This is a genomic window from Microbacterium sp. IEGM 1404, assembly GCF_030056775.1.
Lineage (GTDB): Bacteria > Actinomycetota > Actinomycetes > Actinomycetales > Microbacteriaceae > Microbacterium.
This window is the reverse complement of record NZ_JASHKP010000004.1, coordinates 467,878-474,047: the sequence shown is the minus strand read 5'-3', so window position 1 is coordinate 474,047 and position 6,170 is coordinate 467,878. Positions and strand designations below refer to the sequence as shown.

Sequence of the window (6,170 nt, the reverse complement as noted above, 5' to 3'; positions counted from 1 at the left end):
TGACGTCGGTGGGGCCGCCGAGGGCGTGGTCGTGGGTGTGGTCGACTTCGCAGCGCACGGCGGGGGCGACGCAGCCGGGCCAGCGGCAGTGGCGATCGCGGGCTCTGAGGTGCCGGTCGATCGCGGCGGTGCGGTGGTAGGTGTCGGTGCGGAGTACCTCCCCGGTGACGGGGTGGGTGATGACCCGGTCCCAGGGGACGGGGGTGGTCTCGGCGAGGGCGCGGGCGGTGGCGGCGTCGATGGGTCCGTGGCCGACGAGGTCGGCGGGATCGAGGTTCTCGGTGCCGGGTCGCAGCATGGTGAGGGCGGGAACGACGACCTGCACCCGCGCGCGGATCGCGCCCAGGGTGCCGGGGCCGTCATCAGTGCGGGTGGGGTCGGCCTCCGGCGCGGCGGTCAGGAGGAGGTCGGCGAGGAGGTCGGCGCGCACCTGGTCGGCCGTCCGTGTGTCGGGCGTTCGGAAATCAGGCACCCGCGTGTCGGGCGCGGCCGGCGTTGCGGCCTGCGAGCGGTCGCCGCGGTCGTCACCACCTCCGCGACCACCCGCGGGTTCTCCCGCGGGGTCATGGACCCGCGGCTCTGAGTCTCGGCGGAGGTCGACGATCGCGGCGCTCTGCTGCACGAGCCGGTCGTAGATCCCCACCGCCAGCACGGTGGGGAGCGTCGCGATCAGGTCGGACATCCCGTCCTCCCCGGTCACGACCCGCACGCACCGGGTTTGGCGGCCGCGGTGGTGCCGTTCGGTGAGCGTCGTCGGCTGGAGGGACTCGACCAGCGCGGCCAACCGCGTCTTCACCCGCCCGGGGCTCAGTCCGTCAGCGGTGGCGGCGGCGAGGACATCGAACTCGTGGCGCCGATCCTGGGGCAGCGAGATGCCGGCATCCACGATCACCTGCACGTGGGCGCGGGACAGGACCCCCGCCTCCCACGCGTCCAGTGTCACGGGGAAGTCGTCGGCGAGGGTCATCGCCCGCCCGATCTGCGCCTGCACGCTCCGATCAGACAGGTGTGACGCGGCCGCGATCTCGGACGCGACCTCCCGCACCGCCATCTCCGCCGCCCTCGACGACGCCCGCACCCCCGCCGACGCGTCCAGGGCGAGGTGTCCCGCGCGGGCCAACGCCCGCACCCGCCGCGCTTCGGCCGAGGCGACTTCGGCATCCACTCCGCGCACCTCGACCAGCACCGACGACAGGGCCGCAGCCGAGTCATCGGGTGGTATCGGAGACGCATCGAAGGTCATGTATGCATGCTAGCGAGGGAGTCCGACATCGAACCCGCCCCACCCACCCGAATGGGGACGGATCCGACACACCACCCGATGGGGAGGAGGGGTGCCGCGCCGTCGCATCTGCAGAATCCACGACTGATCGGGTTTTTGCGCGGAGGAACATGCCGCGGGTGAACTTCTGCAGACGCGCAGCGATACCCCGAGCTGGCCGCCGTCAGGCCGCGTTCGCGACCCGCGACAAGCCCGCGCGGACCGCGCGCGTCGTCTCGTCGGCGAGGACCTCGCCGTGCCCGCGGCGCAACCCGTCGTAGATCGCCGCGACGACGTCGGCGGGGTCGTTCAGCGGCTGGTCGGTCAGACCGTCGTTCATCGGGGTGTCGGTGAAGGCGAGGTACGCCCCCACGACCTGCACACCCTGCGGCTCCAGTTCGAGGCGCAGCCCCTCGGTCGCCGACCAGAGGGCCGCCTTGGAAATGCTGTAGCCCTTGCCCCACGCCAGCCAGGACAGCACCGACGCGACGTTGATCACCGCACCCTTCGCGGCGACCAGGCGCGGCGCGAACGCACGGGTCAGCAGGAGGGGGCCGAACAGATTCGTCTCCAGCTGAGCGCGGATGTCCGCCACGTCGCCCGTCACCAGGTCACCCTGACGCAGGATGCCGGCGTTGTTGACGAGCACGTCGACATCCGCGGCATCCCGCGCCGCCCGCTCGATCGCGCTCTCATCGGTGACGTCGAGGACAAGGGGCACGACGCGCGCGTCGCCCCACTCCCGCGGCGAGCGCGCCGCCGCGTAGACCTTCTTCGCTCCGCCCGCGAGCGCCTGCCGCACGAACTCCGTGCCCAGCCCGCCGTTCGCGCCCGTGACGAGCACGACGGCATCCGAGATCTCCGTCATTTCATCTCTCCTTGTTCGAGTCCGCCCGAGCGGGCGGGTTCCTGTCCGCCCGAGCGGGCGGGTTCCTGTCCGCCCGAGCGGGCGGGTTCTTGTTCGAGTCCGCCCGAGCGGGCGGGGGTCGGGATGAAGGCACCGGGGCCCGGAACGCCACCGCGGGGGCTCGCCGCGCCGGAGCCCGGAACGCCGCTGCCGGGTGTCGCGGCGCCGGGGCCCGGGATGCCGGCGCCGGGTGTCCGGACACCCGCGCGGGACGCCAGCGCGACGAGGGCGACCGCGGCCAGGAACGCCGCGTATCCGATCGCCGTCGCGGGCAGCGCGAACACCGTCGCGAGCTGACCGGCGACGAGCGCGGGCACGCCGTAGCTGAGGTAGGCGACGACGTAGATCGCCGCCATGAGCCCGCCGCGTTCGTGGGTGTGGGCGGCCGCGCTCAGGGGTCGGAGCACGGCCGCGAAGCCGAGGCCGTTGCCGATGCCCGCGGCGAGCGCGGAGGCCACCACGATCCCGGTCGAGGCGGTGCCGATGCCGACGATCAGAAGGATGCCGCCGACCGCGCATCCGAGCGCGCCCACCACCGCCGAGGTCCGTGGCGCGAGGCCGGTCGCGGCGAGTCCCGTGACGGCGGCGACGGCGGGCTGGAGGAACACGAGCGTCGAGGCGGCCACGGTGTCGAGCCCGAGGGTGTGGTGCGCGAGGGACGGCATGAGCCCCAGGAACAGGCCCGAGCTCATCCACGCGGCGGAGACGAGCCAGGCCCCGCGCAGGAACTCCGGACGGACGCGACGGGGAACCGCGACGCGCGGGACGAGCGAGCGCCACGCGCCCGCGACCCTCGACGAGGACTCCGGCGTGAGCAGGACCGCACCGAGGGCGACCACCACGAGCAGCGCGATCGGCACGAACACGGCGAGTGAGGGAGCGGGGGCCACGGCGACGGCCACGCCACCGAACAGCGCGCCCAGCGCGAGGCCACCGATCGGGATCGTCCCCGCGATCTGCGTCATGCGTCCGCGCGCGTGCGGCGGCACAGTTTCGGACACCATCGCGGTGAACGTGCCGATCGCCGCGCCCGTCGAGATCCCCTGCACCGCGCGGGCCACGACGACCCACTCCGCCGATGTCGCCGCCAGGTGGAGACCGCATGCGACGAGGAGCAGCAGCAACGCACCGATCATGACGGGCCGGCGGCCGACGTGGTCGGACAACGACCCGGCGATCAGGAGCGTGACCAGCAGCGTGAACGCGTAGACGGAGAACATCACGGTGAGCGTCCCGTCGCCGAAGCCCCACCTCCCCTGGTCGTAGACGAACAGCGGACTGCCCGCGCCCGCGGCGGCCGCGACGGCGAGGGAGCCGAGAAGGTTCAACGCCGTGTACCAGCGGGCACGCGTCGTCCACTGGGCGGGCGGGCCGGACGGCGTGCCGGCACGCGGAGGGGCGGCGGAAACGGTGGTCTCGCTCACGACATTTACTTTCTTCAAAGGAGTAAGTACCGGAACGCTAGCGCGTATGCTTGCTTCAAGCAAGTCAGAGGAGGATGCCATGCCCCTGCGGTCCGACTGGAGCGGAAACGTCTGCCCGATCGCGCGCGGGATCGACGCCGTCGGCGACCCGTGGGTGCTGTTGATCCTTCGCGAGTCGCTCGCCGGCGCGCGCCGCTTCGACGACTTCAAGCGTCGGATGGATGCCGCGGACAACGTGCTGTCGTCACGCCTGTCGAGCATGGTGTCGTCGGGACTCCTCGAGACGCGGGCCTACACGACCGGACCGCGCCCGCGCGTCGAGTACCTCCCCACGCGCGCCGCGACCGATGCGCTGCCGATCCTGCAGGCGTATGCGGCCTGGGCGCACGAGCACCGCCCGTCCGAGAACGAGGAACCGACGTTCGCCGTGATCTGCGGCGCCTGTGGCGTGGCATCCGATCGGTCAGAGGTCTGCGAGCACTGCGGAGCGCTGCTCGACGTCGACAACGAGGTGGCGTGGCAGAGGCCCGGCCCGTGGGAGGGCCGCGTCGTGACCCTCGGCTGAGCGCCACCACCGGGACGCGCCAGGGAGCGCCCCGCGCCCCGGCACCCCGGACGCAGATCACGCCTCTCGTTAGGCTCGATGAGATGAGTGCACCGGTGAACGGCGACATGGTCTCCGCGGCCGTCGTCGCCTACCTCGGGTGGGGGCGCGGCCCGCACCCGGCCGCGGACGCGCAGGCGGTCGCGGATCTCGCGCATCGGCACGGTGTTCCCGCTTCCGACCTGGCGCGCGCCGTGGAGCACGCGGTCACCGCGGCGAACACGATTCGTGTGGACGAGCTCGCGCCCGAGGGCGGCTCCCGTTTCGCATCCCGCCTCCGCGCCCTGCTTCCCTCGCTCGAGGACGACGCCGTCGCCGCGCTGACCTCACGCGCGTTCTGGTACGCGCGGTGGGACGGCGGAGAACCTCCCCCTCCGCGCACCGCCCCTCGGTCCGACCGGCAGGCCGAACGCGCGGCGACCGGCGAGACGCCCGACATCAGCCCTCGCCCCGACCGGCAAGCGGATCGACCGGCGACCGGCGAAACGCCCGACACCGCCCCTGGCCCCGACGGCCAGGCGGCTCACGCGGCGACCGGCGAGACGCCCGCACCACGGGAGTACTGGCGACACTCGACGAGTCTCGGGCCCCGCTACTTCGCTTTCTCCGCCGGGCACGACTTCATCCTCCGTAGCGGTGAGTGGATGCCGTACGACCGGTATAAGTCCGGTCCGAGCTGGTGGCGCCTCACCGGCGAGACCGACGCGGACGTCGTCGACCGGTCGGAGCTGCCCCCGGGAACCCCGGACTGAACGACCGAACGCCGGCCCGCCCCGCTTCCCGCGGGACCGGCCGGCGTTTGGGAGGCAGGCCCGAAAGAGACCGTTCTAGGAGACGGTCTCCACTGCCTCGGCCACCGGCACCAGATCGGCCGTGTGGTACGCGAAGACCAGGCGCGCCGGCACCGACCCCGCAAGCACTTCCTCCACCGAGCGGTTCACGTCCGCCAGGTCGCGTGTCTCGGTGATGACCCGCGTACGCCCGAGCGCGTGCAGGGCGAACACTTCGGCGAGGTCCTGACGCGTCCCGACGATGGAACCGATGACGCTGATGCCCTTGAGCACGGTGTCGAAGATGGGGATCGTCAGTTCGCCGTCCGCCGGGAGCGACACGAGCACGAGCCGACCGCCCCGGTTCAGCGAGTCGAACGCCTGCCGGAACACAGTGGGCACGACCGCGAGCACGATGACGGCGTCGGCCCCGCCGTACTGGCGGATCGCCTCGACCGGGTCGGTGGCGCGGGCGTTGACGACGTGGTCGGCGCCGAGCTCGCTCGCCAGGCGCAGCTTCTCGTCGGTGACGTCGACGGCGATGACCTTCGCCCCCACGAGACGCGCGTACTGCACGGCCAGATGCCCGAGCCCGCCGACGCCGAACACCGCGACGGTCTCCCCCGGCGTCACCCGGGCGTTCTTCACGGCGGCGTACGTGGTGACCCCGGCGCAGGTCAGCGGCGCCGCGTCGAGCGGCGTGACACCGTCCGGGACGGGCACGGCGAAGCGCGCGTCGGCGAGCATGTACTCGGCGTACGCGCCGTCCACGCCGTAGCCGTTGTTGTACTGCTTCTCGCAGAGGTTCTCGCGCCCGTCGACGCAGTAGCGGCACTCACCGCACGCGTGACCGAGCCACGGCATCGCGACGCGCTGGCCGACCGTGCGGCCGGTGACGCCGGCGCCGAGCTCTTCGATGATCCCCACTCCCTCGTGCCCCGGGACGAGCGGAAGGCCGGGCTTGACGGGCCAGTCCCCGTTCATCGCGTGGATGTCGGTGTGACACAGCCCGCACGTCTCGAGCCGCACGAGCACCTGCCCGGCTCCCGGGCGGGGGATGGCCCGCTCCTCGACCGCCGCGGGCGAACCGAACCGATCGACGACTGCTGCACGCATGATCTCTCCTTGGATTCTGTGCTGATCCGAGTCTTCGCCGGTGAGTCCCCGGGCGGCGGGTCGAAGGTCCCGCGGCGTTCGCTCCGCG

The 6,170-nt window shown here is 72.6% G+C and carries 6 protein-coding genes; 2 read left to right on the top strand and 4 right to left on the bottom strand.

What is annotated here, in order from left to right; genetic code table 11:
- The 3 genes from QM517_RS16625 to QM517_RS16615 all read right to left on the bottom strand — a co-directional run.
- A partial coding sequence (locus QM517_RS16625; protein ID WP_283289056.1) for an HNH endonuclease signature motif containing protein occupies positions 1-1,243 on the bottom strand: 1,243 nt, incomplete at its 3' end.
- Positions 1,244-1,445: 202 nt separating this feature from the next.
- Complete coding sequence (locus tag QM517_RS16620) at positions 1,446-2,129, bottom strand: SDR family oxidoreductase (RefSeq protein ID WP_283289054.1); 684 nt, start codon at positions 2,127-2,129, stop codon at positions 1,446-1,448.
- Positions 2,126-3,592, bottom strand: coding sequence for an MFS transporter (locus QM517_RS16615; RefSeq protein WP_283289052.1), 1,467 nt, complete (start codon positions 3,590-3,592; stop codon positions 2,126-2,128). The genes QM517_RS16620 and QM517_RS16615 overlap by 4 nt, the downstream gene beginning before the upstream one ends.
- A 79-nt stretch (positions 3,593-3,671) precedes the next feature.
- On the opposite strand from QM517_RS16615, the gene QM517_RS16610 reads away from it, so the two are divergent.
- Positions 3,672-4,157: a winged helix-turn-helix transcriptional regulator gene (locus QM517_RS16610; protein WP_283289049.1), complete on the top strand. Its 486-nt coding sequence runs from the start codon at positions 3,672-3,674 to the stop codon at positions 4,155-4,157.
- A gap of 83 nt (positions 4,158-4,240) precedes the next feature.
- Positions 4,241-4,948 carry a hypothetical protein gene (locus QM517_RS16605; protein ID WP_283289048.1) on the top strand — a complete coding sequence of 236 codons (708 nt, stop codon included), beginning with the start codon at positions 4,241-4,243 and terminating at the stop codon, positions 4,946-4,948.
- A 75-nt stretch (positions 4,949-5,023) separates the two neighbouring features.
- Here QM517_RS16605 and adhP read toward each other — a convergent pair whose 3' ends face one another.
- Positions 5,024-6,082, bottom strand: coding sequence for an alcohol dehydrogenase AdhP (gene adhP, locus QM517_RS16600; protein WP_283289045.1), 1,059 nt, complete (start codon positions 6,080-6,082; stop codon positions 5,024-5,026).
- Between the last annotated feature and the right edge of the window lie 88 nt (positions 6,083-6,170).

Bases quoted from the DNA above. Each gene is read 5' to 3' on its own strand.
- QM517_RS16620 (WP_283289054.1), bottom strand. From the start codon at position 2,129: ATGACGGAGATCTCGGATGCCGTCGTGCTCGTCACGGGCGCGAACGGC.
- QM517_RS16610 (WP_283289049.1), top strand. From the start codon at position 3,672: ATGCCCCTGCGGTCCGACTGGAGCGGAAACGTCTGCCCGATCGCGCGC.
- QM517_RS16605 (WP_283289048.1), top strand. From the start codon at position 4,241: ATGAGTGCACCGGTGAACGGCGACATGGTCTCCGCGGCCGTCGTCGCC.
- adhP (WP_283289045.1), bottom strand. From the start codon at position 6,082: ATGCGTGCAGCAGTCGTCGATCGGTTCGGTTCGCCCGCGGCGGTCGAG.